The sequence below is a fragment of the Nocardioides conyzicola genome, assembly GCF_039543825.1.
In the GTDB taxonomy this organism is placed as follows: Bacteria; Actinomycetota; Actinomycetes; order Propionibacteriales; family Nocardioidaceae; genus Nocardioides; species Nocardioides conyzicola.
In genome coordinates, this window is record NZ_BAABKM010000001.1 from 353,827 (window position 1) to 379,385 (window position 25,559).

The following is a 25,559-nucleotide window of genomic DNA, read 5'->3' on the forward strand; positions in this document are numbered from 1 at the left end:
GTGATCCGGGTCACTTATCGTCAGCGGCGCGGAACCGAGCAGCCGACACCCTTGGAGTCGTCACATGCACCAGCGCCCACTCGCGCGCGGCCTTGCGGTCAGCGCCGTCAGCGCCCTCGTCATCACCGGCCTCACCGTCGCCCCGGCGCACGCCGTCGGCCCCGACGTCGCGTTCATCAGCATCTTCAACCCGGCCCACCGGGTGTCGACGAGGCTCGACGCCGACATGGACCGGTCGATCTCGCTCGTCGCGGCCGCGGACGACGCGGACTCCCCCGACGTGTCGTTCGAGTACAACACCGACCCGGTGGCCGGCCCTGCCACGGCCGGGTGGACCGGGATCGGGGTGACAGCGTCGTACTCCAACGGGATCGCCAGTGCCACCTGGAGCCCCACCGATCTCAACGGCACGTCGATCGCGGTGCGCCTGGTCGCGACGACCCCCGACGGCACGTCGTACGCGATTCGCAACAACGTCGCCGTCACCGGCGACGGCTCGTCGGTCAACAGCGTCAAGATCGCCAGCCCGAACGGCGGCTACTTCGTCCAGCCCTACGCCGACTCGTCGCACACCAGGACTCTCAAGGCGGTCAGCGGGACCACGTCGGCCACCAGCGGCTCGGTGGAGCTGTCGTGGTGGCGGGCCTCGGACAACAGCTTCCAGGGCCAGACCGACGCCGCGGTCTCGCCGAGGGACCTCAAGGTCTCGATCCCGGGCACCTACGTGGCGGGCGGCGGCTTCAGCGGCGCCCTCGACATCACGGCGTACGGCGCGGACCCGGGCGACCTGCTCATGATCGGCGCCAGGCGGGACACCGACGACGTCGCGCCGCCCGTGGCGCTCTACACCCAGACCCTGACCTCGGCATCGGCCATGGCCGCGACGCCGAAGTCGAGCGGCACGCAGGTGCAGATCGACGTGCTCGACCAGAACTCGAACCCCGTCGCGGGAGCCGAGGTCCGGCGCCAGTCGGACGGTGGCCTCGTCGGCTACACCGACGGCGCCGGCGTCGCGACGGCCCTGCAGCCCAACGACTCCAACGAGACCTACTACGTCAACACGACCGACACCAACGCCTACGAGGGCGGCACCGACCTGATCACGTCGATGGTCACGACCGGCACCTACACGCCGGTCGTGACGGCGACCGAGGCCGTGCTCGCGGACGGCGACGTGTTCGACGACGACGAGTACGCCGCAGGTGACGTCGCGCTCCAGGTGCTCGACCAGGACGGGTCGCCGTACGCCGGAGCCGCGCAGGTCAGCTACACGCTGTACCCCACCGGCGCGACACCGCCGAGCCCGACGACCGCGACCACCGACGGAAACGGCCGGCTGGTGATCCCGTTCGACCCGGCGGACGCTGACGGCGAGTACACGCTGGAGTTCACCTCGCCGTCCGGCGCCCCGAGCCCCGAGGAGTACTCGCAGACGTTCGTCACCGGCGACGCCGTGCTGAGCCTCAGCCCGGGCCAGGGTGCCGCGGCCTCCGGCGGCCAGATCACCTACCACGGCAACCTCTCGATCGACGGCGAGGCGCTGCCCGGCCGCACGATCGGGCTCACCTACAAGCGCGGCGTCGAGCTCGTGCCCGGCACCGGCGCGGACGCCGGCATGGTCGGGGTCGGGGGTGCCCTGTCGGGGACCGTGACGACGAGCCCGAAGGGGACCTTCACCGTCACGGTGGACGACCCCGCCGAGGCCGGGAACCCGACCGAGACCGGCGGGAAGCTGTCTGCGGCGACGGCGACCAACGTCGCGTCCGGCGCCAGCACGTTGACCGGCAACGCGGGCGCCAGCACGGCGTCGACGGCGGAGTTCGGCTCGGGCAAGGGCAGCGTCAAGATCACCCTGAAGGGCACCGGCAAGGCCGGTGCCGCCGACAACCTCACGGTGGTGACGCCGGCGTCGGTGCGGGGCGAGAAGGTGACGATCTTCCGCAAGGTGGGCAAGGGCAAGTGGACCAGCGTGGTCACCAAGACCCTCGGGGCGTCCGGCCTCAAGCTCAAGCTCAAGGACCCGAACGGGGCGAAGGTCGTCCAGTACAAGGCGACCGTCGTGGCGAGCGACCGGGTCAAGAGCACCACGTCGAAGGTCCTCAAGCTCAAGTGACGACGGCGCGGGTCCGCCCGATGCCCGAGGCCGAGCTCGCGGCCTGGGGCGTGGCCCGGTCCGCCGACGGCGTACCTCTCCCTGAGCCGTACGGCGACGACGAGCACGAGGCCGTCACGGTGGAGGTGGACGGGGTCGACGTGGGCGGCGCGGTGCTCGCGTACGCCGAGGACGCCGGTGGCGTGCGATGCCTGGTGCGGGTGCTGCAGACGACGGTGCCCCGCGACGCCACGGAGGTGTGGACCGCGATCGCGACGGCGTTCGAGCAGCACGCGCGCGGGCGGGGGGCCACCACCCTGGCCACGGCCGTGGCGCCGGAGCTCACCTCCGCCTTCGGCCGGGCCGGCTTCCAGGCGACGATGATCTCGGCCGGCGGCACGCTCGACCCCGACACCGCCCCGGAGCTGCAGGTCGACCGCACCGTCGCGGTGCGCGAGATGGCGGTCGAGGAACGGCCCCACTTCGTCGACGACGCCCGCGAGGTGCTGGTCACCGGGATGGCGGGCGCCGGCATGGTCGACCCGGCCAGCAACCGGCTCGAGGAGCTCGAGGCGCGGCTGGCGCGCCTGACCGACGACCCCCTGCCCGAGGGCGAACTGCTCCTGACCGCGACGGTCGGCGGTGAGCCCGTCGGCAGCGCCTGGGCGACGCTGGTGCCGAACGGCGACGCTCTCGACTACTACGGCCACACGATGTTCCTCTACCCCGAGCATCGCGGCCGGGGGCTCAGCAAGTCGTTCCTCGGGGCGCTCGTCCGGCACGCCGAGGGCCTCGGGGTCGCCGACGTCCACGTGCGGGTCTACGGGCGGGACCAGTGGGCACGAGAGAGCTTCATCCGCGAGACCACGACCATCGACGACGTACACCTGCGCAAGGACCTGCGCTGAAGTAGCCCGATAGTGGGAGGGTGTCCCCATGAACGCACCCGCCACGATCGTCGTCGGCTACGTCCCGACTCCCGAAGGTCTCGCCGCTGTGGAGTACGCCGTCGGCGAGGCCCAGCGCGACAACGCCCGCCTGATCATCGTCAACTCGGGGGTGCGCGGCTACGACTCCGACCCGGCGTTCGCGACCGCGACCGACCTGGACGCCCTCGGCTCGCGACTCGACGGCCTCGGCATCGAGCACGAGATCCGCCAGTCCACGCAGGCCTTCTCCCCCGCCGAGGAGATCCTCCAGGCCGCGACCGACGTCGGTGCCGACCTGATCGTGATCGGGCTGCGCCGCCGCTCCCCCGTCGGCAAGCTCTTCCTCGGCAGCAGCTCGCAGCAGATCATCCTCGACGCCGCCTGCCCGGTCGTCGCGGTCAAGCGACCCGAGTAGGTCTGGCGGCGGCTCGTCGTACCGGGCTACCTGGGTGGCTGGTTGTCCGCCATCGAGGCCAGGCTCTGCGCGATGGACGCCAACGCCAGAGCCTGCACGGACTCCCACGTGCCGGGCTTCAGCTTCGCCGCGACTTCGCCTGCCTGGTCTGCGAGTTCCTGTGCCGTCATGACAGGTGACCCTATCCGTGCCCGGCCCGCTCGGGCGGGAGCGCGCGATCGCGGGCCCTCGACCCTCGCAGTGCGAGCGAGCGGTCCCGCTGACGCTTCCGCACGATGAACGCCACACCGCTGACCACGGCGACGACGAGAGCGAACACCAGGCCGGCGAACGCCAACGTCGCGACCGTTGCGGCGGTCCCGACACCGGCGATGCCGATCAGGGCGAGGACCGGAGGTGCGCAGCACGCGGCGCACGCGGCAGCGCCGCCGCCGATGAGGTAGCGCGTGCCAGAAGGGGTGCCCGTCGGCTCGCTCATCGCTCCCCGGCCCTCTCGACCGTGGTGACCTGGGCCAGGTCGACGAACGGGATGGGACAGCAGTCGCTGCCGGCGCACTGGTGCAGGTCGTCGCAGCCTGCCGCGATCGCTGCCGCCAGGTTGGCCTTGATCATGCCGAGGTCCTCGATGCGGGCCTCGACCTCGACCAGCTTGTCAGCGGCGCGCGCCTGCAGGCTCGAGTCGCGGCCGCGACGGCGGCCGACCTCGATGAGGTCCGCGACCTCGTCCAGGGTGAACCCCAGTCGTTGAGCGGCCTTGATCACCCGAAGCGTCACGACCACCTGCTCGTCGTACACCCGATGACCGCCGGGGCTGCGGTCCGGCCGTGCCAGCAGCCCGCGACGCTCGTAGTAGCGAAGCGTCTCGCGGTTCACACCCGCTGCATCGGCGACCTGGCTCGCTCGCATGCTCATGCCGACAGCCCCTCGGCGCGGGCAGCGAGCGCGTCGAGGACGTCCCGCCGCTCCGGTGGGACCGAGATCGACATCGTGACGTCGTCGTCCTGGCCCTCGAGCAGGAACGTGAAGAACGAGCAGCACGCCGTCTCTTGCTCGGCAAGGTCACGCACCGACTCCAGCAGGCCCTTCTGGCCGGTGAGGTGGATGCGCACCACCAGGTCTCCGCGGGACACGCTGCGCGCGGACGACGCGAACAGCGCGTCGAACTCGGCCAGCCTCAACGGGCGCTCGCTGGTCGGCAACGTGCACGCCGCGATCGTCATCAGCTCTTCCATGCCACGACCGTAGACCCGGACCTGAGTACCGGATGCAAGTAGCGATCAGGAGCGGAGCCGAGGATGACGGCACCGATGAGAACAGACGCCGGCACCGGTCTGTGTACGGTCCGGTGAAACGCGCCGCGCGCACCAGGGAGAGCAACGGGATGAGACCACTGCGCTACTCGATCAACGTCACGCTCGACGGCTGCTGCCACCACGAGGCAGGGATCGCGCCGGACGAGGAGTCGATGGCCTTCTGGACCGCCGAGATGGGACGAGCCGACGGCCTCCTCTTCGGTCGGGTGACCTACGAGATGATGGAGTCGGCGTGGCGGCGACCGGCGACGGGCACGTGGCCCGAGTGGATGGACGAGTGGGAGGTCCCGTTCGCCGAGACCATCGACCGGACCAGGAAGTACGTCGTGTCGAGCACGCTGAGCGAGGTCGACTGGAACGCCGAGCTGGTGCAGGGCGACCTCGGCGAAGCGGTGCGGCGGCTCAAGCAGGAGCCGGGTGAGGGCCTGTTCGTCGGTGGCGTGACGCTCCCCCTGGCGTTGGCAGACCTGGGCCTGATCGACGAGTACCAGTTCCTGGTGCAGCCGGTCCTCGCCGGACACGGACCGACCCTGCTCGCCGGCCTGCGCGAACGCATCCAGCTCGAGCTCGTGGACCGTCACGAGTTCCGGTCGGGGTCGGTCGCCCTGCGCTACCGGCCCGTGGGGTCACTCGCCTGACGCGGTTCGTCCCGGCAGCTCCTGGGCGACACTGGACACATGCGACGGCACCACCGGTGGGACGACGACGAGGACCGCCCCGAGCCTGACCTGACGGATCCCGCGACGGCCGCCGCGTTGGAGCGAGCCGCGCGCGATGTGCGCGCGGTCAAGCTGGTCCACCTGGGCCTGCTCGTCCTCGGGGTGGGCCTGCTCGCGCTGGCGCTGCTCCTCCTGGTGCGCTGACGCTCCGGCCTAGCACCTGCGGTGGAAGCTGACCGTGCCGTCGGGTTGGTGGGTCGTCTCGTACGTCGGGTCGTGGGCTCGGGCGTGATGCCTCGGGCACAGGAGACCGCCGTTGGCCAGGTCCGTCGGGCCGTCGTCGGTCCAGCGGGTCCAGTGATGTCCGTGGCACATCCAGGGTGGCCAGTCGCAGCTCTCGGCGAGGCAGCCGCCGTCCCGGATGGCCAGCGCGGTCAGCTGGGCCTTGGTGAAGAACCGCTTGGCGCGGCCGACGTCGAGGACCTCGGACTTGCCGTTGAGGACGACGGGGAGGATCCGGGCGGTGCAGGCGAGTCGGCGGACCTGTGCGGGGCTGATGCGTTCGCCGGTGTCGAGGACCCCGGCCTTCTGCAGCTTGCCCGTCAACACGTCGAGGTCGATGTGGATCACGATGGTGGCGTCGGTGCCGCCGACCTTGGGCAGGTCATTGGCGGAGATCCGTTCGATGAGTTCGGCGAACGCTCTCCCCATCCGCTCGGGTCCGGGGCGGCGTTCGACCCCTGGTCCGTGGGTGGCGGCCTGGTGCTTGGGCGCGGCGATCGCGAGGAGCATCTTCTTGAGCATTGCCGCCTGGACCGTCGGGAGCGTGAACCGGGCGTGGGTCTTGCCGTGCCCGTCGTCGGTCATCGTCAGCCGGGTCGCTTGGGCTGCTTTGGCTTCCTCCTTCTCGAGGAGGTCGGCCTCGTGCTGGTCCGCGAGGTCCGGTGCCACCACTTCCAACAGGCGGCGGCCGAGGATCCGCAGCGTGTTCGCGTCGTGCTCGCTCGCGGCATCCACAAGATGACGCTCCGCGCGGATCACCAGATCCGGGTCCAGATCCTCGGGCAGCTCCTTCACGGCACGGACGATGACCTGGGCTTGCTCGACCCGCAGGTCACCAGCAGCGAGGGCGTCGCGGACGACGTCGTGGGTGTCGAGGTCGTAGCCGAGGTGCACCACCCCGGCCGCGGCCGACCGGGTGATCCTGGTCTGATGAGCGAGCCACGTCGCGGTCGACGTCGCACCGACGTCGGTGCCGACCTGCAGCTCGTCGGCGTGCCGCGCGACCCGCGCGCGGAGCTCCACGACCTGCGCCTCCAGCTTCGTCAGCTCCACCAAAGTAGAAGCGGCCTCGGCAGCGGTCATGGACCACACCGACGCGTCCACCACGGCGTCGGCAATGCCGCGCATCCGCGCGGTCGCCGTGGCCACCTGGTGGTGGGGTGTGGTCATCGCTGTCATGGCTCTAGCCAAGCACTGGCCACCGACAGTGAGTGGCCTCAGAAGGCCTTATCCACAGGGTTGTAGGTCACGAAAAGGTCACGATCCGATAGAGGGAGGGCGGTCGGCTTTCCGGGGTTTCGACACGGGCCTAGCGGCCCTGCTCAACCACCGGTGGCGGCTACCGCAAAGCCGGAATGCAACGCCAACCCGAGCGCGCCGTACCCGCGTTACTGCCTAGCGGCGACCGACCCGTGCGGACCCGCAGGCAACTGACAGTCGGGTGGCGCCGGCCGGAAAGACGGGAGGCGACCGCAACCCACCGCCCGCCGTACCCGCGTAAACTGCCTGTCGGCGGCCGACCCGAGCGGACCCGCAGGCGACTGACAGTCGACAGGCCGCGGTGATCGCTCAGTAGACGACCACCCCGCGCAGGTTGGTGCCGGCGTGCATGTCCTCGTACCCCTGCGCGATCTCGTCGAGCTTGTACGTCCGGGTCACGAGCTCGTCGAGCTTGAGGTTGCCCTCCTGGTAGAGCCGGAGCAGCTTGGGGATGTCGGTCTTCGGGTTGGAGGCGCCGAAGAGGGAGCCCTGGATCCGCTTCTGGAAGAGGGTGATGTCCGCGAGCGAGATCGGCGCACCGACCGCCTGGACGTCACCGAGGCCGGTCACGACGACCGTGCCGGCCTTGCGGATCGAGGCCATCGCCTGACCCAGGTGGTCGCCGGTGATGACGCCGACGGTGACGATGGCGGAGTCCGCGCCCTGGCCGTTGGTCAGCGACTGGGCGAGCTCGGTCGCCTCCTCCATCGAGGCGAGGGCGTCGGTGGCGCCGAGCTCCAGCGCCTTGGTCCGCTTGAGCTCGACGGGATCGACCGCGATCACGCGGGACGCACCCGCGTGCGCCGCACCCTGGACGGCGTTGATGCCGATCCCGCCCACACCCATCACGATCACGACGTCGCCGGGGCGGACCTCGGCGGAGTTGACGGCCGAGCCCCAGCCGGTGCCGACACCGCACCCGACCAGGCAGGCCTTATCGAGCGGGATGTCGTCGGCCACCTTCACGGCGGAGTCGACGGCCACGGTCGTCACCTGGGCGAAGGTGGAGATGCCGCACATCTGACCGACCGGCTGACCCTCGTACGACAGCCGGAAGCTCGTCGGGTCGTCCCAGCGGGAGCCCATCAGCAGGGTGGCGCCGAGGTCGCAGAGGTTCTGCATGCCCCGTGAGCACCAGGTGCACTGGCCGCACGACGGGAGGAACGAGAAGACCACGTGGTCGCCCTCCTTCCACCCGGGCGTGTGCGGCCCGACGGCGCTCACCACGCCGGCACCCTCGTGGCCACCGCAGAACGGGTAGACCCCGACGGGGATGTCACCGGTCGCGATGTGGTCGTCGGAGTGGCACAGCCCGGACGCCGTCATCTCGACCTGGATCTCGCCCTGCCGCGGGTCCTCGACCTCCAGGTCGACCACCTCGTAGGTGCCCGGTGCCTCCTTGATGACCGCGCCTCGTGTGTGCATCGTTCCTCCCGAAAGATCGTTGGCGTGACGGGCGTCACTCCTCGATCGTGCGCCGTTCCCGTTGGCGTCCGGTTGGTCCGCGCGTCAGGGCGCGTCGATCAGCACGCACCGCGCGGCCTCGATGCTGCACCGCACCAGCCGTTCGACGGCACCGCCGTCACCGCCGTCGCCGACCACCGGCGAGACCAGGTAGTCGTCGTCCTCCCACGCCCACGACTCGACCCGGAAGCCCCACCCGGTCGGAGGACGGAGCGTCACCCGCCCGCTGCCGTCCAGCCGCTGCGCCTCGAGCGAGGGCACCTCGGCCACCTCGCCGCCGAGCGTCCCGGGTGGCGTCCACGCCATCGACTGCGCGCCAGGACTGATCACCAGCGAGTCGTTGGCCGGCACGTCGCCGGTCTTCGTGATGACGCCCGCGTCCGAGATCGTCGCGAGGTACGGCGCGCCCTCCGCCCCGTCGGTGACGACCAGGCCCGCCGCCGTGCTCGCGACGACCACCTGGCCGGGCGCGGTCTTCGTCAGGTCCACCGTACTGCCGTCCAACCAAGGGAGCCACAGCACGGCGGACGCCGCGCCCTGCGCGATCACCCGTCCGTCATCGGTGACCCCGCGCACGTACACCGGGTCCCCCGCCGCGGGGTCGCCGAGCTCGATCGGCGTGGCGCCCATCCCCTCGCCGCCGGGCCGGGTGTCGAACCCGGTGAGGTCACCCTCGTCGGTCCACCCCAGCACCTCGCCAACGTACCTGCCGTTGGGCGAGATCGCCGTCGACCCGATCAGGTCCTCCTCGATCGGGTGGGCCTCGGAGCTCTTGCCCCACCACCAGGTGTCACCCGCCCGGTGCGCCAGCCAACCGCCGGGGCCGGACTGCACCGACCACCAGTCGCCCGGCACCCGCTTCCCATCGACGTACAGCTTCTGCCCGAGGACGTACGGCGCCCTCGGCGCGGTCCTCGGGATGGGCACGTCCGACTCGACCTGGCCGTGCTTCGGTGGCGGCGGAGCCGGGTCGAGCTCGTGACTGCCTCCGCTGATCGCCTCGATCGCGACGGCGCAGCCCACGACCAGCAGCACGACCGCGGCGACGAGCAGGGCCTGCCAGTGCCGGGACGGGGAGCGTGGTGCCTCGCGGGGCAGGGCGGGCAACGGCGGGACCCGTACGCCGTCGGCGACCTGACGCAGCTCGCGGCCCAGGATCTCCTCGATGTCGACGGACATGTCAGACCTCCTTCTCGGTGTCGAGCGCCGCACGCAACGCGTTCAGGGCACGGTGCGCGGTGGACTTCACGTTGCCGCGGGAGCAGCCGAGCGCGTCCGCGATCTCCTGCTCGCTGAGCTGCTCGTAGTAGCGCAGCACGATCACCGCGCGCTGCCGGGGCGGCAGTGACGTCACGTGCGGCCACAGCGTCATCCGGTCCTCGAGGCCGCTCGCGGGCGCCAGCACCGGCTCGGGCGGCTCGTCGGTGAGCACCTCGAGCCGCCGCTTCTGCGGCCGGCGCTCGGACAGGTAGGTGTTGGTGAGCATCCGGCGCAGGTACGCCGCCGGCGAGTCCGCCGCCTCGACCCGCGCCCAGGACCCGTGCGCCTTGACCAGCGTCTGCTGGGCGACGTCCTCGGCGTCGGCGTGGTTGCCGGTCAGCAGGTAGGCGTAGCGGTAGAGCGACGGCCACGCGCTGCCGGCGTACTCCTCGAACGTGGGCGCTTCAGCGCGCCCCGCTGCGGTGTGGACCATCCGAGACCAACCCCCTTCTCCTCACCTGACTCCGGGAGTGGACAGAAGGTTGCGTCAGGGCTCGAGGGTGTAGCCGAGCCCGGCGGTGGTGACGAGATGGACGGGGTGGGCCGGGTCCGCCTCGAGCTTGCGGCGCAGCTGGGCGGCGTACACGCGCAGGTAGTTGGTCTCGTGCTCGTACGACGGCCCCCAGACCTCGTGGAGCACCTGCTCGCGGGTGACGAGACGGCCGACGTTGCGGGCGAGGAGCTCCAGGAAGGACCACTCCGTGGGGGTCAGGCGTACGTCGACGCCGGCCCGCGAGACCCGCTTGCGGGCGAGGTCGATGACCAGGTCGCCGGCCACCACCTCGGTCGTCTCGGGGGCGCCCTCCTGCCCGCGCCGGACGGCGGCGCGCAGCCGGGCGAGCAGCTCGTTCATCGCGAACGGCTTGGTCACGTAGTCGTCGGCCCCGAGGTCGAGCGCCTCGACCTTGTCCTCGCCGTGCTGGCGCGCGGAGAGCACCACGATCGGCACCTTCGTCCAGCCGCGCAGGCCGGCCAGCACCTCGGTGCCGTCGATGTCGGGGAGCCCGAGGTCGAGCAGCACGACGTCGGGGTGCTCGGTCGCGGCCGCCTCCAGCGCGGACCGGCCGTCGGCCGCGGTGACCACCTCCCAGCCGTGGGCGCGCAGGTTGATCGCGAGCGCGCGCGCCAGCGCCGGCTCGTCGTCGACGACCAGGACCTTGCTCATGCACTGGTCCGCGGGATCGACAGCACCATGGTCAGCCCTCCACCGGGAGTGTCCTCGGCGGACAGCGTGCCACCGACGGCCTCGGCGAGGCCGCGCGCCACGGCCAGACCGAGGCCGAGCCCGCCCGCGCTGGTGTCGCCGAGCCGCTGGAAGGGCTCGAACATCCGGCTCCGCCGGTCCTCCGGTACGCCGGGGCCGCGGTCGACGACCAGCACGTCGACGGTGTCCGGCAGGACGTGGGCGAGCACCCGCACCGGCGTACCGCCCGACACGCGGACCGCGTTGGCGACCAGGTTGGCGACGACGCGCTCGATCAGCCCGGCGTCGGTGCGCACCAGCGGCGCCGACTCGTCGAGCTCCAGCACCACGCTGCCCTCGGGCTGGCCGGCGACCGCGAGGGGCAGGATCTCCTCGAGGCTGCGGTCGCGGAGCACGGGGTGCAGCAGGCCGGACTCCAGCCGCGAGAGGTCGAGCAGGTTGTCGATGAGCCGCTCCAGCTGCTCGGTCGAGGAGTCGACGGCGGCGACCAGCTCCGCGCGGTCCGCCTCGTCGAGCGACCCGGACACCAGGCCGTCGACGGAGGCGCGCATCGTGGCGAGCGGTGTGCGCAGGTCGTGGGAGACGGCCCGGAGCACCGACGTGCTGGTGGCCTCGGCGCGCTCGAGGGCGGCGGCGCGCTCCTCGCGCTCGCGGAGCCGGCGGTACTCCAGCACCAGCCCGGTCTGCACGGCGAACCCCTCGAGCACCCGCTGGTCGGTCGCGCGCAGGGGCGAGCCGCAGAGGACGAGGACGTGGTCGTCGTCGACCTGCACCCGGGTGTCGCCGGCGTCCGGCTCGCAGGCGGGCGACGTGCCGCTGTCGGCGACGACGGTCCAGCCTGCGGGGCCGCGGGCGAGCAGCGCGACGGACTCCTGCCCGAACACCTCGCGGAGCCGCTCGACGATCGCCTCCGCGGTGTCCTGGCCGGTCAGCACCGAGCGCGACAGGGCACCGAGGGTGGCCGCCTCCGTCCGGGCGCGTACGGCGTCCGTCGCCCGCCGCGAGGCCCGGTCGACGACGGTCGCGACGCCGACGGCCACGGCCACGAACACCAGCAGGGCAACGAGGTTGGCGGGGTCGGAGATCGTGAGGTCGCGGACGGGCGGGGTGAAGAACCAGTTCATCAGCAGGAAGCCACCGAGCGCGGCGACCAGCGCGGGCACCAGCCCGCCGACCAGCGCCACGAGCACCGTGACGGCGAGGAAGAGGAGCACGTCGAGCGGCAGCTGGTCGGGGTTGTCGGTCAGCCGCAGGACCAGCGTCAGCAGCAGCGGCAGGACCACGGAGAGCCCGAGACCGACGACCTGGCGCCGGCGGCTGAGCGGCGAGAGGTACCACCGCGACCGGGCCGTGCGGGCCACCTCGCCGTGCGTGACGAGGTGGACGTCGATGGAGCCGGCGAGCGAGGCGATCCGGTCCCCCGTCGTACCGGTGAAGAGACGACGGACCCGGCCGTGCCGGGAGACGCCGACGACGACCATGGTCGCGTTGGCACCGGTCGCGAAGTCGACGACCGCGGCCGACACGTCCTCCCCCACGACCGAGTGGAAGGTGCCGCCGAGCGAGGCGACGAGCTGCTGCGCGCGGGCGATCCGGGTCTCGTCCGGGTTGGCGAGGCCGTCGTTGGCGATGACGTGGACGGCGAGCAGCTCGGAGCCGGCGGCGCGCTGGGCCAGCCGGGCGCCGCGACGCAGCAGCGTCTCGCTCTCGGGGCCGCCGGTGACCGCGACCACGATCCGCTCCTTGGCCGGCCACGGCGCCTCGATCCGGTGCGCGCGCCGGTAGTCGCCGAGCGCGTCGTCGACCCGGTCGGCCAGCCACAGCAGGGCGAGCTCGCGGAGAGCGGTCAGGTTGCCGACCCTGAAGTACGACGTGAGTGACGCGTCCACCTGCTCGGGCCGGTAGATGTTGCCGTGCGCCATCCGGCGGCGCAGCGCGTCCGGCGACATGTCGACGAGCTGAATCTGGTCGGCCGTGCGGACCACCTCGTCGGGCACCGTCTCGCGCTGCCGGACGCCGGTGATCCGCTCCACCTCGTCGTTCAGGGACTCGAGGTGCTGGATGTTGACGGTGGTGATGACGTCGATGCCCGCGACGCGCAGCCGCTCGACGTCCTCTGCCCGCTTCTCGGTCGTGCTGCCCGGCACGTTGGTGTGGGCGAGCTCGTCGACGCAGACCACGGCCGGGCGGCGTGCGAGCACCGCGTCGGTGTCCATCTCGGTGAAGGTCGTGCCGCGGTAGGAGACCTCCCGTCGCGGCACCACCTCGAGCCCGTCGAGCATGTCCGTCGTGTGCTCGCGACCGTGCGTCTCGACGTACCCGACCACCACGTCCGTGCCGCGCTCGCAGCGGCGGCGCGCCTCGGAGAGCATCGCGTAGGTCTTGCCGACGCCGGGCGCGGCGCCGAGGTAGACGGTGAGCCGCCCTCGGCGCCCGACCTGCGCATCGGCGTCCATGCTCACGATCCTGCCAGCACCTGCACGGCGATGTTGAGCTCGAGGACGTCGACCCGTGGCTCGCCGAGCACCCCCCAGGTCCGGCCGGAGGTGTGCTCGGCGACGAGGTGGCGCACGGCGGCCTCGGTGAGGCCGTTGGCGCGCGCCACCCGCGGCACCTGGAGGGCGGCGTACGCCTCCGAGATGTCGGGGTCGAGCCCGGAGCCCGAGGCCGTGACCGCGTCGGGGGGTACGTCGGCCGGGTCGACCCCCTCGCGCTCCGCGATCTCCGCCTGGCGCTCCTTGATGGCCGCGATCAGGTCGGGGTCCTCGGGGCCGTAGTTGGAGCCGTAGCTGTTGAGCGGGTCGTAGCCGTCGCCAGCCGCGGACGGGCGGTCCTGGAAGAGCGCGTCGTCGTCGACGGTCTGGCCGAGGAGGGCGGAGCCCACCGCCTTGTCGGCGTCCGTGGTGTGGCCGCCGGTCACCGTCACCAGGGAGCCGTGGGACTTCCAGGGTGAGGCCACCGCGGCCGCGCCGTACACGACGACGGGGTAGGCGACGCCGAGCAGCAGGGTCGCCGCGACCAGCACCCGCAGGCCGGCGAGGCTCTGGCGGAAGAGGGCGTACAGGTCCTTCATGGGGATCACACTCCGGGGATCAGCGAGATGACGAGGTCGAGCAGCTTGATGCCGGCGAACGGCGCGATCAGGCCGCCGACGCCGTAGATCAGCAGGTTGCGGCGCAGCAGGTCGGCCGCCGAGGACGGCGTGTAGCGCACCCCGCGCAGGGACAGCGGGATCAGCGCGATGATGACGAGCGCGTTGAAGACGACGGCCGAGAGGATCGCCGACTCCGGTGAGGACAGCTGCATGACGTTGAGGACGTGCAGCTGCGGGAACGCGACGACGAACATCGCCGGCAGGATCGCGAAGTACTTCGCGACGTCGTTGGCGACCGAGAACGTCGTGAGCGCACCCCGGGTGATCAGCAGCTGCTTGCCGATCTCGACGATGTCGATCAGCTTGGTCGGGTCGGAGTCGAGGTCGACCATGTTGCCGGCCTCCTTGGCCGCGGTCGTCCCGGTGTTCATGGCGACACCGACGTCGGCCTGCGCCAGCGCGGGTGCGTCGTTGGTGCCGTCGCCGCACATGGCGACCATCTGGCCGCCCTCCTGCTCCTTGCGGATCAGGGCCAGCTTGTCCTCGGGCGTGGCCTCGGCCAGGAAGTCGTCGACCCCGGCCTCCTCGGCGATCGCCTTCGCCGTGACGGCGTTGTCGCCGGTGATCATCACGGTGCGGATGCCCATCGCGCGCATCTCGTCGAAGCGCTCGCGCATGCCCTCCTTGACGACGTCCTTGAGGTGGATGACGCCCAGCAGGCGTCCGGTGTCAGCCACCACCAACGGCGTACCGCCGGTGGAGCTGACCCGCTGGACCAGCTCGTCGAGCTCGGCGGTCGAGCCGTCTGCCCACGCCGTGACGGTGGAGGCCGCGCCCTTGCGGATCTGGCGTCCGGCGAGGTCGATGCCGCTCATCCGGGTGTTGGCGCTGAACGGCACGAGCACGCCGTCCGGGACCTCTCGCCGTTCCCCGACCAGAGCCACGATCGAGCGACCCTCGGGCGTCTCGTCGGCGAGCGAGGAGAGCAGCGCGGCCTCGGCCAGCTCCTCGTCTCGTACGCCGTCGAGCGGGAGCAGCTCGGTGGCCTGGCGGTTGCCGTAGGTGATCGTGCCGGTCTTGTCGAGGAGGAGCACGTCGACGTCGCCTGCCGCCTCGACCGCGCGCCCGGACATCGCCAGCACGTTGCGGCGGACCAGCCGGTCCATGCCGGCGATCCCGATCGCGGAGAGCAGCGCCCCGATCGTCGTCGGGATCAGGCAGACCAGCAGCGCGGTCAGCACGACCACGGACTGGTGGGCGTCGCTGTAGTCGGCGACGAAGTAGAGCGTCGCGACGACCACCACGAAGATCGCGGTGAGCGAGGCGAGCAGCACGTTGAGGGCGATCTCGTTGGGCGTGCGCTGGCGCTCCGAGCCCTCGACGAGCGCGATCATCCGGTCCACGAACGACTGACCGGGGTCGGAGGTGATCCGGACGACGATCCGGTCGGAGAGGACCACGGTCCCGCCGGTCACGGCCGACCGGTCGCCACCGGACTCGCGGATCACCGGTGCGGACTCCCCCGTCACCGCCGACTCGTCGACCGAGGCGACCCCCTCGATGACGTCGCCGTCACCGGGGATCCGCTCGCCGGCCTCGACGATCACCACGTCGCCGGTGCGCAGCGACGTCGACGTCACCACGTCGAAGCCGCCGTCGGGGCGCTGGCGGCGCGCGGTCGTCTCCTGCTGGAGAGCCCGCAGGCTGGCGGCCTGCGCCTTGCCGCGGCCCTCGGCGACCGACTCGGCCAGGGTGCCGAAGAGCACCGTCAGCCACAGCCAGATCGTCACGCCGACGGCCATGGTCGTCGGGTCGAGGACCGCCATCACGGTGGTCGCGGCGGCGCCGATCTCGACGACGAGCATCACGGGGGCCGAGACCAGCTCGCGCGGGTCGAGCTTGCGGAAGGCGCCGGGCAGGGCGCCCTTGAGGTCAATGTTCACGACAGGGACTCCACGATGGGACCGAGGACGAGCACGGGCACGTAGGTCAGACCGACCACGACCAGCGCGACGCCCGAGAGGAGGGCCACGAAGAGTGGCCGGTGGGTGGGCAGGGTGCCGGCGCCCGGTGGCAGCCGGCGCTGCGCCGAGAAGCGCCCGGCGAGGGCGAGGACCAGCACGATCGGGACGAACCGGCCGAGCAGCATCAACAACCCGAGCAGCGTGTTCCAGAACGGCGTCCCCGACGTCAGCCCGCCGAAGGCGCTGCCGTTGTTGTTGGCCGCCGACGTGACGGCGTACAACGCCTCGGACAGGCCGTGCGGACCGGACTCCTGGAGCCCGGCCAGTCCTTGCGACGCGGTGATCGCGACCGCGATGCCGCCGAGCACGAGGACCGGTGTCGCCAACACGTACAGGGCGACCAGGACGATCTCGCGCTGGCCGATCTTCTTGCCGAGGTACTCCGGCGTGCGGCCGACCATCAGGCCGGCGAGGAAGACCGTGACGACGGCCAGCATCAGCATCCCGTAGAGGCCGGAGCCGACGCCGCCGGGCGCGACCTCGCCGAGCATCATGTTGAACATCGCGACGCCGCCGCCGGGGGCGGTGAACGAGTCGTGCATGGAGTTGACGGCACCGGTCGACGTGCCGGTCGTAGCGGCGCCGAAGAGCGCGGAGCCCGCCGTACCGAAGCGGACCTCCTTGCCCTCCATCGCCCCGCCGGCCAGCAGGGGCGCGGTGCCCGGCCCGGCCATCTCGGCCCAGGTGAGGAGCGCGATCGAGACGCCGAGCAGCAGCGCCATGACGGCCAGTACGGCGCCACCCTGGCGCTTGTCGCCGACGATCCGCCCGAACGCCCAGGCCATCGAGAACGGCAGCACCAGCAACAGGAAGATCTCGAAGAGGTTGGTGAACGGGGTGGGGTTCTCGAACGGGTGCGCCGAGTTGACGTTGTAGAAGCCGCCGCCGTTGGTGCCGAGCTCCTTGATCGCCTCCTGGCTGGCGACCGGCCCCCCGGTGACGTCCTGGGTCCCGCCGGTCAGCGTGTGCACGGTCTGGGGCTCGAGGAAGTTCTGGACGACACCGAGGAGCACGAGCACCACCGCGGAGACGAGCGCCAGGGGCAGCAGCACGCGCACGACGGTGCGGACCAGGTCGGACCAGAAGTTGCCGACCCGTCCGTCCTGGAGGTTGCGCGCGAGCCCACGGGCGAGCGCCGCGGCGACCGCCATCCCGACGCCCGCGGAGACGAAGTTCTGGACGGTCAGGCCGGACATTTGGAAGAGGTGACCGGTGGCCGCCTCGCCCGAGTACCACTGCCAGTTGGTGTTGGTCACGAAGGAGACCGCGGTGTTCCAGGCGCCGTCGGCCGGCAGCCCGGCGAACCCGAGCGAGAGCGGCAGCAGGTCCTGGAGCCGGCCGAAGGCGTAGAGCCCGAGGATGCCGACCAGCGAGAAGCCCAGCACCGCCATGGCGTAGGTCTTCCAGTGCTGGTCGGCCTCGGGGTCGAGCCGGAGCACGCGGTACGACGCCCGCTCGACCGCCAGGTGCTTGGGCGACGTGTAGACGTGGGCGAGGTAGCGGCCGAGGAAGGGCACCGCCACGGCGAGCGCGACGGCGAGCACCGCGATCTGGCCGAGGGCGGGCGCGAGGCTGCTCACTTCGACAACCGTCGGTCGAGGACGCCCACGAGGGCGGCGAGCAGGCCGAAGGCCAGCAGGGTCAGGAGGAGGTAGAGGAGATCGGACACATGGACATTCCTAGGTCCGTCGAGTGCCCCACCCCGACCGTCTTGACGGTTCCTTGACGCCCGACCCGGCGTTCTTGACGGAACCTGGACGGCCGGCGCTCAGGCCGTGAGCACGCCCGAGGACAGCAGCACGACGAGCAGGACCGCCAGCCCGAGGCGGTAGGCGACGAACAGGTCGAAGGTGTGCCGCGCGACGTACCTCAGCAGCCAGGCGATCGTCGCGTAGGCGACCACGAACGACACGACCGTGCCGGTCACGAGCGGCACGACGCCGACCCCGCCGCCGACGGCGTCCTTGAGCTCGTAGATCCCGGCGCCGGTGAGCGCGGGGATCGAGAGGAAGAACGACAGCCGGGTCGCCGCGACCCGGTCGAGGCCGCGGAAGAGGCCGGTGGAGATGGTCGCGCCCGAGCGGGAGAAGCCCGGGAAGAGCAGCGCGAGGATCTGGGCCGCGCCGACGGCCAGCGCGTCGACGAGGGTGATGTCGGACTCGGGGCGGTCGTGCCGCCCGAACCGGTCGGCGCACCACATGAAGACGCTGCCCGCCACCAGCGACCCGGCGACCACCCACAGGGAGGCGAGCACGCCGTCGACGAGCGGCTTCGCCAGCAGGCCGGCGACCACGACCGGGACGGTCGCCCAGACGATCCACCACGCGAACCGGTAGTCGGGGTCGGCACGGCGCCCCCTGTCGCCCAGGCCGCGCAGCCACGCGGTGGCGAGCCGGGCGATGTCGCGGGCGAAGAAGACCAGCACCGCGGCGATCGCGCCGACCTGGATGACCGCCGTGAAGCCGACGACGCTGTCGTCGGCGACGTCGAGGCCGAGCAGCCCCTCGACGATCTTGAGGTGCCCGGTCGACGAGACGGGGAGAAACTCCGTCACCCCCTCGACGACACCGAGGAGGGCGGCCTGCCAGATGTCGATGGTCACCCGCAGACCCTGGTGGAGCCGACCTGCACGTCACCTGACTGGGGCCGGTCGCGCGGTCAGGTCCCTGGCAGGTCGCCGCTCCTAGCGTGACCACCGTGATCCCGTCCCTGACGCCGTACCTGACCTCGCTCGGCCCCGCCGCCCTGCTCCTGGTGATGGCGATCGTCTTCGCCGAGACCGGGCTGCTCGTCGGGTTCTTCCTGCCCGGCGACTCGCTGCTCTTCACCGCCGGCGTCCTCACCTCGACCGGGGTGATCGGGCTGCCGTTCTGGGTCATGGCAGCGGGCGTGTTCGTCGCCGCATGCGCCGGGGACCAGCTCGGCTACCTCATCGGCCGCCGGGCGGGGCCACGTGTCTTCAACCGCCCGGGCTCCCGGCTGTTCTCGCAGCAGCACGCCGAGCGCGCGCAGCAGTTCTTCGCCCGGCACGGCTCGAAGGCCGTGGTGCTCGCCCGGTTCGTGCCGGTGGTCCGCACCTTCGCGCCCGTGGTCGCGGGCGTCGGCCGGATGCCGTACCGCCGCTTTCTCGCGTTCAACCTGCTCGGGGCGTTGGGGTGGGGGGTCGGGGTGCTGGCCGCGGGCTACTTCCTCGGTGGGGTGCCGTTCGTGGCCGCCCACGTCGAGCTGATCGTCCTCGGCGTCGTCGCGGTCTCGTTGGTGCCGGCCGCCGTCGCCGTCCTCCGGCACCGTCGTACGCCGCCCGCGCCGGTCGGCACGGAGCCCGCTCCGGTCCAGCGCGCCGCCTGAGCACGGACGGAGGGAGAATGCCCTCGTGGGCGACCTCCAGCACTACCTGGGCTTCGGGCTCGGGTTGCTCGCCCTCACGTCGTCGACGGTCGCGCTGGCCCGGTGGGCCGGAGTCGGGCTCGGCCTCTTCCCGCTGTGGGCTGTCCTGCGTGCCGTCGTCCAGCTGACGGTGGTCGCCCTGCTGCTCCGCGGCATCCTCGAGGTCCCGTGGACCGTCGTGCTCTTCCTCGCCCTGATGCTGACGACGGCGTCCTGGACCTCGGTCCGCCGGCTGGGCCTGCTCTGGCGCGGCCGTCGGGCCGCCGTGCTCGGTGGTGCCAGCCCGGCCGAGGCCGCGCAGTTCCAGCTGGTGGTGCTCGCCGGCATCGCGCTCGCCATGACGCTCACGTGCATCGTCGTCACCCAGATCACGGGACGTACGCCGTACCTCGCTGTCCGCGCCTGACCTCAGCCCGTCCGGCGCCGGACCCGGAGCCCGAACGCCGCCGCCATGTCCGGCGCGGTCGCGGCCTCCCCGAGGAGCGACGCGCCCAGGACCTGCTCGTAGAGCCGGGTCAGGCTGTACGGCGACAGGGGTGTCCCGACCACGTGGCCGCGCTGGCTGGGATGGAGGACGGCGGTGAGGACCGTGTTGCCCTGGGAGCCGTCGTCCTCGTCCGCGGTCACCACCACGGCCAGGTGACCGGAGGCGAAGTCCGGGCCGGCGAGGACCGGGGCGAGGTGGGCCCGCATCCAGCGGTCGGCGTCGCCGAGCGTGCAGTCGGGGTCGTGCGCGTCGTGGCAGGTGTTGGGGATCACCATGCCGGCGTTCGGCAGGTTGCCGTCGGCGACGTCGGCGGCGAAGGTGTCGAGCGGGAGGTCGTGCTGCCGGCAGAGGGAGCGCTCGTCGACGAAGTAGGCCCACGGGTTGTGGCGTACGGCGTACCGGTCCCCGCCGTCCTCGAGGGCGCAGGTGCCGGGCATCCCCTCCGCGTACAGGGTCGCCGTCCGACCCAGGGAGAGGGCCTGGCCGAAGACGGACGGGCCGGACGCGGCGTGGCTCGCGGGCGGGTCGTCGTCCGTGACGCCGAACCTGTCGCCGCCCGCGATCGCCAGGTAGTTGGGCAGCGAGGGGTGGGTGAGCGCCGTGGACGCGGTGGCGTACCCGTACCTCTGCGCCAGCCCGAACGTGTAGGGCATCTCGCTGCTCATCTCGTCGAGCGAGTGGTTCTCCACGACGAGCACGAGCAGCTTCGTCACCCTCGGGGCCGGGTGGGCGCGACCGGACGTGGAGCCGGACGGCGCGCTCGGCGTCAGCTCCGGCGCCGCCGGGCCGCAGCCCGCGACCAGGACGGCCGCCAGGGCGACGGCGGCCGCGGACCTGCATCGCGACGTCACCCGCGCAGCCTGTGCCTCCGAACCTGAACGCAACCTGACCGCGCCGGGCCGCTCGGGCGCGTGGGCGCGGTCAGGTTGCGTTCAGGCTGCGCTGCCTAGCGTCTGAGTCATGTCCACCGCCCTGCGTGTGCACGACCTCGATCCCGCGGTCCGGGTCGCACCCCGGTGGCGGGACTCGGCGTACGCCCCCGTCGCGGTGGCGGTCGTCCTGTCGGCGGCCCTGCAGACGGTGTGGCTGCGCTTCATGGCGACCTCGGGTGGCGACATCGCCGCCCAGGACGCCTGGGCGGAGTTCGCGCGCCTGCATCCCGGCAGCGCCTACGACCTCGCGTGGTACGGCGGGATGCACCCGGTCTCCTACAGCGCCATCTCACCCTTCGTGATGGCGGGGATCGGGGTGCGGACCACGATGGTGCTGACCAGTGTCGTCGCGGCCGCCCTGCTCGCCTGGCTCGTGACGCACCGGATGGCGCGCGGCGGGTCCCGCCTGGTCGTCGCCGGCGTGGGTGCGCTCGCCCTGCTCGGCAACGCCGTGTCGGGACGCGTCACCTTCGCGCTGGGCACGACGGTCGCCCTCGCCGCCGTCTGCGTCGTCACGGCCTGGCCGTCACCTCGTGCCGGACGGTCCAGGCTCGCCCGCGGCGTGCTGGCGGCGACGCTCGCCGCGACGGCGACCGCCTGCAGCCCGGTGGCGGGGCTCTTCCTGGGCGTCGTCGCCGCGGCCCTGTGGCTGCGCCGTCGCTGGGCCGCGGCGTACGCGCTGGGAGTGCCAGCAGTTGCGGTCGTCGCCGCGTCGACGCTGCTCTTCCCGTTCTCGGGTCGGCAGCCGATGAGCTGGACGTCGGCCGTCCTGCCGGCGGCACTGGCCGTCGCGGTCGCGCTGCTGGCTCCTCGAGGGTGGCGTGAGGTGCGGACCGGTGCCGGGGTCTATCTCGTGATGGTCGTCCTCGTCTGGCTGGTCCCGACCCCGATCGGGAGCAACGTGACCCGTCTCGGCCTGCTCTTCGGCGGCGTAGCGCTGGTGGCGGTCGCCCTCAGCGGCCGCTGGCGCGGGTCGGCCGTGGCCCGGCGGCTCGGCGCGCCGGCCGCCGCCGCCCTGCTCGCGACCGCGATCGTCACGTCGCTCGGCTGGCAGGTGAGCATCGCCGGCCACGACGCCCTGCGCAGCAGACCGCCGACGGCGCTCGACACCGACCTCGCGCCGCTGGTGGCCCGGCTCCGGGCGGCCGGCCCGGTCGTGGGCCGGGTCGAGGTGGTCCCGACCCGGAGCCACCGCGAGGCAGCGGCCCTGGCGTCGTACGTGCCCCTGGTCCGCGGCTGGAACCGGCAGGCCGACGTGCAGCGCAACCCGCTCTTCTACGGGAGCGGTCGGGTCGACGCCACGACGTACCACCACTGGTTGCGGCGCTGGGCGGTCCAGTACGTCGTCCTGGCGACCACCGCCGCACCCGACTTCGGAGCGGGCGCCGAGGCCAGGCTCGTCGGGGGCGGCCTGCCCTACCTCCACGTGATCTGGTCGGACCCGACCTGGACGCTCTACGCCGTACGCCGTCCCGCGTCGCTGGTGCGGCCGGTCGCGACCGTGACGTCGTTCGACGCCGACCAGCTCACGGTGACGACCCCGGCGGCCGGCCGCTACGTCGTCAAGGTCGCGACCTCGCCCTGGCTCAGCCTCGTCGACGCCGACGGGCGCGCCAGCGGCATCGGCTGCCTCACCGACCTCGACAGCGAACGCCCGACGTCCACGGGCCGGGCGCGCACCGACGACTGGGTGGTGCTCCGGGCCCCGGCCGCCGGAACCTACCGGATCGCGGCGCCCTACCGGCTCCCCCGCGGGTCCAGGTGCGCCGCATGAGGTTCTCGCAGCATCGCGAGGCGCTCACCTTCCTCGTCGTCGGCGGCAGCGGGTACCTCGTCGACGTCCTCGCCTTCAACTGGCTCAGGTCGCAGCCCGTCCTGGCCGGGACCGACCCCAGCGTCGCGAAGGTGCTGGCCGTCTGCGTGGCCATGGTCGTCACGTACCTCGGCAACCGGATGCTGACCTGGCGCGACCGACCGACGTCCGACAGCCGTCGCCAGGTCGCACTGTTCGTGCTGTTCAACCTGATCGGGCTGGGTATCTCGGTCGCGACGCTCGCGCTCACCCACGACGTCCTCGGGCTGACCAGCCGGCTGGCCGACAACCTGTCCGCCAACGTCGTCGGGCTCGCGCTCGGGACCGCCTTCCGGTACTGGTCCTACCAGCGGTTCGTGTTCGCCGGGGCCGGTCAGACGTCCCGGCGACGGAGCACCACGCCGGCTGCGACGAGACCTGCAACCACCCACCCCGCCATCACGGCGAGCCCGGTCCAGGGCGAGAGGGCGTGAGGCACCGGCAGGTTGGTGGAGAAGCTCTGGCCGGCACCGGTCGGCAGGTAGGCGGCGATGTAGGTGCCCCAGCTGGGGAAGACCAGCTCCAGCAGGATCGGCACCACGAGGATGACGGCGAGCGTGGCCACCAGCGCGCCGGGGGTGCTGCGGACGATCCAGGCCAGCACGCTGCCGATGAGGCCGACGAGCGTGAGGTAGATCCCGGTGCCGACCACGACCCGCAGCGTGCTCCCCTCGGTGAGGTGGTACGTCGGGCGGTAGCCCGACAGGACCGCCTGGGCGACGAGGAAGGCCACGACCGAGGCGGTGACCATCGCGATGCCCACGACGACCGTGAAGACGACGGTCTTGCCGATCAGCACCGGCAGCCGCCGGGGTACGGCGGCGAAGGTCGCCCGGATCATGCCGGAGCTGTACTCGCTGCTCACGACGAGCACTCCGAGCGCCGCCATCAGGAGCTGGCCGAGGTAGTAGCCCTGCAGCGGTCCGGAGGCCACGACGTCCTCGGGGTCGAGCCCGGCCGGGTTGCGGGTGTTGTAGGCGATCACGGCTCCGAACACCACCATCGCGACGACCGCTGCGGCGAGCACGAGGACGGTGGAGCGCAGGCTGCGGAACTTCAGCCACTCCGAACGGATGACCCCCCACTGGGTGACGGGGCCGTCGACGCGGCCGGTCCTCGTGTGGGTCGAGGTGGTCATGAGGCGAGCTCCTGGTCGGCGTCCTGGTAGTCGAGGGAGTCACGGGTGAGGGCCAGGTAGGCGTCCTCCAACGACCCCGCCTGCGGCGCGAGCTCCCACAGGGTGATGCCGGCCCGGGCGGCGATGGTGCCGACCTCCCGGCTCGTGGCCCCTCCGACCGTCAGCGCCTCGTCCGCGCGGTCGCCACCCTTGACCGTGGCGCCCGAGCGCCTGAGCTCCTCGGCGAGCCGTGCCGACTCAGGGCTGAGCACGCGCACGGACTCGACCGACGCCTCACGGATGAAGTCGGCCATCGGCTGGTCGCGCAGCAGGCGGCCCTTGCCGATCACGATCACGTGCTCCGCGGTCACGGCCATCTCGCTCATCAGGTGCGACGACAGGAAGACCGTGCGACCCTCGCCCGCCAGCCGGCTGAGCAGCGCCCGGATCCACCGGATCCCGTCGAGGTCCAGGCCGTTGACGGGCTCGTCGAGGATGAGGGTGCGGGGATCGCCGAGGAGCGCCGCAGCGACCCCGAGTCGTTGGCCCATCCCGAGCGAGAACTCGCCGACGCGCTTGCGGGCGACCTCGGTCAGCCCGACCATGTCGAGGACCTGGTCCACCCGCGGCCGACCGATCCCGCTGGTCAGGGCGAGGGCCAGCAGGTGGTCGCGGGCACTGCGACCGGGGTGGACGGCGCGGGCCTCGAGCAGCGCGCCCACCTCGTTGAGGGGAGCCGCGTGCTGCGCGTAGGGCTTGCCGTTGACCAGCACCGACCCCGACGTGGGCCGGTCCAGTCCCATCATCATCCGCATCGTGGTCGACTTGCCGGCGCCGTTGGGGCCCAGGAACCCGGTCACCACCCCCGGCCTGATCGTGAACGACAGGTCGTCGACCGCGACCTTCTCGTCGTACCTCTTGGTCAGGGCACGTGCTTCGATCACGTCGGGCCACCTTCGTCCGGGCTGAGGTCTGGTGCAGGGGTCAGGATGCCGACCCGACATGCGACACGTGCTACGTGCCCAGTCCGGTCGGGGCTCATGTCCGGGCTCCGTGGATGGGTGTCGTGGCAGCGAGCAGGCCGAGCCCGAGGAGGATCCCGAGCACGCCCATCTGACCGACGCCGACCAGCACCAACGCGGCGACGGCCACCAGGGCCGGCATCCGGAGGAGATCGTGAGGGCTCCCCGTCCGCAGGGCGATCAGGAGTCCGACGGCGGCGCCCAGCAGCACGACGCCGAGGAGCGGCAGCACGTGGGAGCGGAGCACGCCGACCGCGATCAGAACGCTCGCCAGGGCGACGGCGGCCAGGCGGCGGGCGGTCAGGACGCCTCGACCGGCCGCCGGCAACAGTCCCGGACGGTGAGCCGTCCGACCGTCGCCGGGATCACGAGGTTCCACCACAGCCGCCCACTTTCGTCCGGAGGGCGACAGCGTCGCCCTCCGGACCTGCAAGGTGCCTGACCGGCTAGTTCTCGCTGTCCCCCTCGATGACGACGACCTGGTAGGCGTCGTCGAGGCGGACGTCCACCGTGGAGCCGTCGGGCTTGGTCACCTCGACCTCGTACGTCGCGCCGTTCTCGTTGTCCGACTCCACGCTGTTGGCGGTCCCGCCACCGGTCGCGGCGAGCGCCGCCTTGGTGGCCGCGTCGGCCTGCTCCTGGGTGTACCGGTGGCTGGCCGGGCCGTCGTCGCCGCTCGTCGCAACGGCGACACCGCCGGCGCTGACGGCCCCGACGACCGCGATCCCTGCCGCGGCGATCACTACACGCTTGCGCATCGTTCTCT

At 72.1% G+C, this 25,559-nt stretch carries 27 protein-coding genes; 9 read left to right on the plus strand and 18 right to left on the minus strand.

What is annotated here, in order from left to right; all coding sequences use genetic code 11:
* The first annotated feature begins 64 nt into the window (after positions 1-64).
* Genes ABEA34_RS01730 through ABEA34_RS01740 form a run of 3 tightly spaced genes read left to right on the plus strand, consistent with a single transcriptional unit; the run spans position 65 to position 3,436 of the window.
* Positions 65-2,113, plus strand: a complete 2,049-nt coding sequence (locus tag ABEA34_RS01730; protein WP_345518594.1) for a hypothetical protein — start codon at positions 65-67, stop codon at positions 2,111-2,113.
* Positions 2,114-2,133: 20 nt separating this feature from the next.
* Entirely contained in the window at positions 2,134-3,000 is an 867-nt protein-coding gene (locus ABEA34_RS01735) for a GNAT family N-acetyltransferase (protein WP_345518596.1), read from the plus strand.
* A gap of 28 nt (positions 3,001-3,028) precedes the next feature.
* Positions 3,029-3,436: a universal stress protein gene (locus ABEA34_RS01740; RefSeq protein ID WP_345518598.1), complete on the plus strand. Its 408-nt coding sequence runs from the start codon at positions 3,029-3,031 to the stop codon at positions 3,434-3,436.
* A gap of 181 nt (positions 3,437-3,617) precedes the next feature.
* On the opposite strand, the gene ABEA34_RS01745 is transcribed toward ABEA34_RS01740, so the two are convergent.
* Genes ABEA34_RS01745 through ABEA34_RS01755 form a run of 3 tightly spaced genes read right to left on the minus strand, consistent with a single transcriptional unit; the run spans position 3,618 to position 4,668 of the window.
* A complete protein-coding gene (locus tag ABEA34_RS01745; protein WP_345518600.1) occupies positions 3,618-3,914 on the minus strand; it encodes a hypothetical protein in 297 nt (98 codons plus the stop codon).
* Positions 3,911-4,348 carry a MerR family transcriptional regulator gene (locus tag ABEA34_RS01750; RefSeq protein WP_345518602.1) on the minus strand — a complete coding sequence of 146 codons (438 nt, stop codon included), beginning with the start codon at positions 4,346-4,348 and terminating at the stop codon, positions 3,911-3,913. The genes ABEA34_RS01745 and ABEA34_RS01750 overlap by 4 nt, the downstream gene beginning before the upstream one ends.
* Positions 4,345-4,668: a hypothetical protein gene (locus ABEA34_RS01755; protein WP_345518604.1), complete on the minus strand. Its 324-nt coding sequence runs from the start codon at positions 4,666-4,668 to the stop codon at positions 4,345-4,347. The genes ABEA34_RS01750 and ABEA34_RS01755 overlap by 4 nt, the downstream gene beginning before the upstream one ends.
* Positions 4,669-4,817: 149 nt before the next feature.
* Here ABEA34_RS01755 and ABEA34_RS01760 point away from each other — a divergent pair, with 149 nt between their 5' ends.
* Together ABEA34_RS01760 and ABEA34_RS01765 are read left to right on the plus strand one after the other, a co-directional pair.
* Positions 4,818-5,387 carry a dihydrofolate reductase family protein gene (locus tag ABEA34_RS01760; RefSeq protein ID WP_345518605.1) on the plus strand — a complete coding sequence of 190 codons (570 nt, stop codon included), beginning with the start codon at positions 4,818-4,820 and terminating at the stop codon, positions 5,385-5,387.
* A 39-nt stretch (positions 5,388-5,426) separates the two neighbouring features.
* On the plus strand, positions 5,427-5,612 hold the full coding sequence (locus ABEA34_RS01765; RefSeq protein WP_345518606.1) for a hypothetical protein: 186 nt from the start codon (positions 5,427-5,429) through the stop codon (positions 5,610-5,612).
* 9 nt (positions 5,613-5,621) lie between these two features.
* Here ABEA34_RS01765 and ABEA34_RS01770 read toward each other — a convergent pair whose 3' ends face one another.
* From ABEA34_RS01770 to ABEA34_RS01815, 10 genes are all read right to left on the minus strand, one after another.
* The gene (locus ABEA34_RS01770) at positions 5,622-6,869 is read right to left on the minus strand and encodes an HNH endonuclease signature motif containing protein (RefSeq protein WP_345518608.1); all 1,248 of its coding nucleotides are present in this window, start codon (positions 6,867-6,869) and stop codon (positions 5,622-5,624) included.
* A 390-nt stretch (positions 6,870-7,259) separates the two neighbouring features.
* Entirely contained in the window at positions 7,260-8,375 is a 1,116-nt protein-coding gene (locus tag ABEA34_RS01775) for an NDMA-dependent alcohol dehydrogenase (protein WP_345518610.1), read from the minus strand.
* Positions 8,376-8,459: 84 nt separating this feature from the next.
* On the minus strand, positions 8,460-9,593 hold the full coding sequence (locus ABEA34_RS01780) for a hypothetical protein (RefSeq protein ID WP_345518612.1): 1,134 nt from the start codon (positions 9,591-9,593) through the stop codon (positions 8,460-8,462).
* Position 9,594: 1 nt separating this feature from the next.
* Positions 9,595-10,107, minus strand: a complete 513-nt coding sequence (locus ABEA34_RS01785) for a SigE family RNA polymerase sigma factor (RefSeq protein WP_345518614.1) — start codon at positions 10,105-10,107, stop codon at positions 9,595-9,597.
* 54 nt (positions 10,108-10,161) lie between these two features.
* Positions 10,162-10,839 carry a response regulator transcription factor gene (locus ABEA34_RS01790; protein ID WP_345518616.1) on the minus strand — a complete coding sequence of 226 codons (678 nt, stop codon included), beginning with the start codon at positions 10,837-10,839 and terminating at the stop codon, positions 10,162-10,164.
* Positions 10,836-13,334, minus strand: coding sequence for a sensor histidine kinase (locus ABEA34_RS01795; RefSeq protein WP_345518618.1), 2,499 nt, complete (start codon positions 13,332-13,334; stop codon positions 10,836-10,838). Before ABEA34_RS01795 ends, ABEA34_RS01790 begins: the two co-directional genes overlap by 4 nt.
* 2 nt (positions 13,335-13,336) lie before the next feature.
* Positions 13,337-13,951 carry a potassium-transporting ATPase subunit C gene (locus tag ABEA34_RS01800; protein ID WP_345518620.1) on the minus strand — a complete coding sequence of 205 codons (615 nt, stop codon included), beginning with the start codon at positions 13,949-13,951 and terminating at the stop codon, positions 13,337-13,339.
* Positions 13,952-13,956: 5 nt separating this feature from the next.
* On the minus strand, positions 13,957-15,915 hold the full coding sequence (gene kdpB, locus ABEA34_RS01805) for a potassium-transporting ATPase subunit KdpB (protein ID WP_345518622.1): 1,959 nt from the start codon (positions 15,913-15,915) through the stop codon (positions 13,957-13,959).
* Complete coding sequence (gene kdpA, locus ABEA34_RS01810; protein WP_345518624.1) at positions 15,912-17,576, minus strand: potassium-transporting ATPase subunit KdpA; 1,665 nt, start codon at positions 17,574-17,576, stop codon at positions 15,912-15,914. The genes kdpB and kdpA overlap by 4 nt, the downstream gene beginning before the upstream one ends.
* A 188-nt stretch (positions 17,577-17,764) precedes the next feature.
* Entirely contained in the window at positions 17,765-18,592 is an 828-nt protein-coding gene (locus ABEA34_RS01815; RefSeq protein ID WP_345519119.1) for an undecaprenyl-diphosphate phosphatase, read from the minus strand.
* 101 nt (positions 18,593-18,693) lie between these two features.
* Between ABEA34_RS01815 and ABEA34_RS01820 the strand changes: the two genes are divergently transcribed.
* Both ABEA34_RS01820 and ABEA34_RS01825 read left to right on the plus strand, forming a co-directional pair.
* The gene (locus ABEA34_RS01820; protein ID WP_345518626.1) at positions 18,694-19,344 is read left to right on the plus strand and encodes a VTT domain-containing protein; all 651 of its coding nucleotides are present in this window, start codon (positions 18,694-18,696) and stop codon (positions 19,342-19,344) included.
* 25 nt (positions 19,345-19,369) lie between these two features.
* Positions 19,370-19,789, plus strand: coding sequence for an ABC transporter permease (locus ABEA34_RS01825; RefSeq protein ID WP_345518628.1), 420 nt, complete (start codon positions 19,370-19,372; stop codon positions 19,787-19,789).
* Positions 19,790-19,791: 2 nt separating this feature from the next.
* Here the strand turns inward: ABEA34_RS01825 and ABEA34_RS01830 are convergent, their stop codons facing one another.
* Complete coding sequence (locus ABEA34_RS01830; protein WP_345518630.1) at positions 19,792-20,721, minus strand: alkaline phosphatase family protein; 930 nt, start codon at positions 20,719-20,721, stop codon at positions 19,792-19,794.
* A gap of 109 nt (positions 20,722-20,830) precedes the next feature.
* Here ABEA34_RS01830 and ABEA34_RS01835 point away from each other — a divergent pair, with 109 nt between their 5' ends.
* Positions 20,831-22,576: an MFS transporter gene (locus ABEA34_RS01835; RefSeq protein WP_345518632.1), complete on the plus strand. Its 1,746-nt coding sequence runs from the start codon at positions 20,831-20,833 to the stop codon at positions 22,574-22,576.
* Entirely contained in the window at positions 22,573-23,088 is a 516-nt protein-coding gene (locus ABEA34_RS01840) for a GtrA family protein (protein WP_345518634.1), read from the plus strand. Before ABEA34_RS01835 ends, ABEA34_RS01840 begins: the two co-directional genes overlap by 4 nt.
* Here the strand turns inward: ABEA34_RS01840 and ABEA34_RS01845 are convergent.
* The 4 genes from ABEA34_RS01845 to ABEA34_RS01860 all read right to left on the minus strand — a co-directional run bounded on the left by ABEA34_RS01845 (position 22,989) and on the right by ABEA34_RS01860 (position 25,551).
* Positions 22,989-23,792 (minus strand): ABC transporter permease, encoded by an 804-nt coding sequence (locus ABEA34_RS01845; RefSeq protein WP_345518636.1) that lies wholly within the window; start codon positions 23,790-23,792, stop codon positions 22,989-22,991. The genes ABEA34_RS01840 and ABEA34_RS01845 overlap by 100 nt on opposite strands.
* A complete protein-coding gene (locus ABEA34_RS01850) occupies positions 23,789-24,715 on the minus strand; it encodes an ABC transporter ATP-binding protein (protein ID WP_345518638.1) in 927 nt (308 codons plus the stop codon). The genes ABEA34_RS01845 and ABEA34_RS01850 overlap by 4 nt, the downstream gene beginning before the upstream one ends.
* Before the next feature lie 94 nt (positions 24,716-24,809).
* On the minus strand, positions 24,810-25,121 hold the full coding sequence (locus tag ABEA34_RS01855; protein ID WP_345518640.1) for a hypothetical protein: 312 nt from the start codon (positions 25,119-25,121) through the stop codon (positions 24,810-24,812).
* Between the two features lie 118 nt (positions 25,122-25,239).
* A complete protein-coding gene (locus ABEA34_RS01860; protein WP_345518642.1) occupies positions 25,240-25,551 on the minus strand; it encodes a PepSY domain-containing protein in 312 nt (103 codons plus the stop codon).
* Positions 25,552-25,559 lie beyond the last annotated feature (8 nt).